This is a genomic window from Elusimicrobiaceae bacterium, from assembly GCA_017528825.1.
In the GTDB taxonomy this organism is placed as follows: Bacteria; Elusimicrobiota; Elusimicrobia; order Elusimicrobiales; family Elusimicrobiaceae; genus Avelusimicrobium.
Map to the genome: position 1 here is coordinate 1 of JAFXOI010000034.1, position 3,136 is coordinate 3,136.

At 35.0% G+C, this 3,136-nt stretch carries 3 protein-coding genes; 2 read left to right on the forward strand and 1 reads right to left on the reverse strand.

Annotated features, from left to right (window positions below; genetic code table 11):
* Positions 1-414: GMP synthase (glutamine-hydrolyzing) (locus IKN49_06055; protein MBR3632601.1), on the forward strand; the 414-nt coding region annotated here is incomplete at its 5' end.
* A gap of 102 nt (positions 415-516) precedes the next feature.
* On the opposite strand, the gene IKN49_06060 is transcribed toward IKN49_06055, so the two are convergent.
* Entirely contained in the window at positions 517-1,590 is a 1,074-nt protein-coding gene (locus IKN49_06060) for a site-specific integrase (protein MBR3632602.1), read from the reverse strand.
* A 276-nt stretch (positions 1,591-1,866) separates the two neighbouring features.
* On the opposite strand from IKN49_06060, the gene IKN49_06065 reads away from it, so the two are divergent.
* Positions 1,867-3,136 (forward strand): DUF4496 domain-containing protein (locus IKN49_06065; protein ID MBR3632603.1); only part of this gene is annotated, 1,270 nt, incomplete at its 3' end.

Sequence of the window (3,136 nt, forward strand, 5' to 3'; positions counted from 1 at the left end):
ATCGAGCTGGGTATCCCTGAAGAACTGGTGTGGCGGCAGCCTTTCCCGGGACCGGGTCTGGCCATCCGTGTGCTGGGGGAAGTGACGGAAGAAAAACTGAAGATTACCAGAGAGGCGGACGCCATCTTCCGGGAGGAGATTGCCAATGCCAGGCTGGACCGTACCATCTGGCAGTATTTTGCCTGCTTGCCCAACATTCACAGCGTGGGCGTCATGGGAGACGGACGCACCTACAGCTACACTGTGGCGCTGCGGGCCGTGTTGTCTACTGACGGTATGACCAGCGACTGGGCCCACATTCCCTACAGTGTGCTGGATACCATCTCAAGGCGCATTGTCAACGAAGTAGAGGGTGTCAACCGCATTGTGTATGATATTACCAGCAAGCCGCCGGCGACGATTGAATGGGAATAAATAACAGAATCCCCGGAACACTGAAAATAACAGGCGTTCCGGGGATTATCTTTTTGGAATCGTACTAAAATCGTACTATTTTTTTAAAACAGTTTATAACGTTTATAAAAATTTGTTAAGTTTGGCAGCGACTTCTTCGGCCTTATTTGGGTAAAGGTGGCTATAAATCTGCAACGTGGTTTCTATGTTTTCATGTCCCAGGCGTTCACTGATTAACAACGGGGGAAAGCCTAACTCAATAAGCAGGCTGGCGTGTGAGTGACGGAGATCGTGAACACGGATTTGTTTAATTCCGGCGGCTGCGGCAGTGCGTTTTAACATTTTTGCTAAACTATATTTATTCAGCATGGGAAAAAGACGTTCCCCGGGCTGCGGATCATACATAGAATTAATATAATTTTGCAAATGTTGGGCGACAATAGGCGGCAGTGTGATAATGCGCTTTGCCTTTGGCGTTTTAGGCGGCATGATATAATCTTTTCCGTCAAGGTGTGCAAAATTTTTATTAATATCTATCGTGGCGGCGGCAGCGTCAAAATCTGCCACAGTAAGGGCCAGCATTTCCCCAGAACGGCAGCCGGTATAAAAGAGCAATTCGAAAGCTATACGGAACGTGGCGGCAGTATCTGGCAGGGAAAGCATAAACTTTTTAAAATCGGTTACCGTCCAGAAGTCCAGGCGCCCGGAGTGCTTTTTTCCAATCGTTCCGGCAATATGTACCGGGTTTGTATTCAAACCGTAATATCTCACAGCATAATTAAAAAGGGCTGACATTTGGTTATTACAGGTCTTTATATAGGTTTGTGTGTAGGCCGGATCGTGAGACAGTAGTTTATTCTGCCAGCTGCGGATCATAGCCGGGGTGATGTCTGTTATGGGAGTGTCCTTAAAAAAGGGAATCACTTTATCTTTAAATAAATATTCTTTCCCTCGGTAAGTGGTTGGTTTTAATCGTGCCTTGCAGTCCTTCAGATAAATTTCACACAGGTTTTTAAAGGCCATGTTTGCGCTTCCGTTTGCCTTTTCCAAAAATTCCTTTTCCCATTGTTTGGCCGCGGCAGATGTTTGGAATCCTTCTTTCTTTTTCTTTATCCGTTCCCCGGTGTGGCTTGTAAAGTAAAAGCTGGCGTAATATCTTTTCTTTCCGTTTTTATCAATATAAGATTTTACTGGCATAATAGCCCCTTCCTGGGCATAGAAAAAGCCCTTGGCCGTCTGTTATTGGCGTAACAGGCGGCTTTTTTGTCGTAGTGGATAAAAAAGAATTATTTTTTATTTATATCTATGTTGTGATAGATATAGCATAGACTATTAAGGTATCTGATAAAATCGTATTTTAAAAAACGTTCTTTATAACTATTCATATTGTCTTCTGTCATTAACCGCGATTGATTAACAAATTCTATAAATTTGATAGGATATAATTCTTTTAATAAATGGGGAGGAATTTCTTTGAAAGATATTTTATCTTGCTATCCTCAAGACTTAATTGATAAATGTTGGGAAAATTTATCTCGTTATATAGTAGAAAATTACCAATCTGGTAAAGGGACATTCATAAAAGGTTTTGGAAATTTTACTTTTTCTAATATTGAATATAGTCTTGAAGGAACAACAAATGAATATGAAAGAGACATAAAAAGACGTAGACCAGTATTTATTGTAAGTAAAGAATTTATAGATTATTTAAAACCAGGAATATATACAGAAAAAAGTGGTTTATTATATTATACTCAACCTTTAAATAATAATATTCCAACAGTTAAAATAAATTATTCTAAAATAAGTTATGGTACAAATTTATCAAAAGATGAATGTTCAAATATAATATCATCTATGATAAAAACTTTAGGTGATCAAATCAGAAGAGGAATATTTATTCAAAAAGAAATGAAATATTTAGGTATTTTTATATTAAGAAATAATATATTTGGAATGAGATTCAATGATGATATTTATAAAGGAACTTCATTACAAACTCAAAAATTATATCATTTAAAAAAAAATTTAAAATTATTTATGGATACAAAAGATAGTGCTGAACAACCATGTAGAAATATTTCTGATATAGATAAAATGGAAAGAGAAACAAGGCCAAAAATGGCAGTTATAACTAAAATAATGCCTTCAGGAGATCAGTGGTTAAAAGAAAATATGGGAATAGATATAAAAAGAGATATTAGAGATACTCCAAGAGAAGATTTATTTTTAAATACACCACAAAAAAAAGATGAATTTGATGTTGATCAGAGATATTATAGAAATTATCCTATACAAGACTTATATGGACTAAAAGTCTCTCAAGATATTTTAGAATCTATATATAACAATAAAAATTTATTGCTTAAAAATATGAAATTAATTGATAGACATGGTGATGGATTAATTCCAAAATATGATTTTATAAATTGTTTTTTTAAAACAAATTGTCATCATTCTCTAAGAATAGAATTAATTGAGAAAATAGTAAATATATATATTTTTAATGATCCAAATATAATAATGATTCAATATAATAATTTACTTAATTCTATATGTAAAGATATTAAAAATATAATGGATAATGAATATAAATTGTTTCCTATAAAAAAATATAAATATACTGTTAAATCAGACAATAAGCGATCAATAAGTTCAAATTCTTTTGATACTTTTACAGGTAATCTAGAGTCATCAGCTATTTCTTCAACTAGAACATATAGATATTTGCCAAAAATAGAGG

Excerpts from the sequence above, each read along its gene's own strand:
- IKN49_06060 (MBR3632602.1), bottom strand. The coding sequence starts at position 1,590 with ATGCCAGTAAAATCTTATATTGATAAAAACGGAAAGAAAAGATATTAC.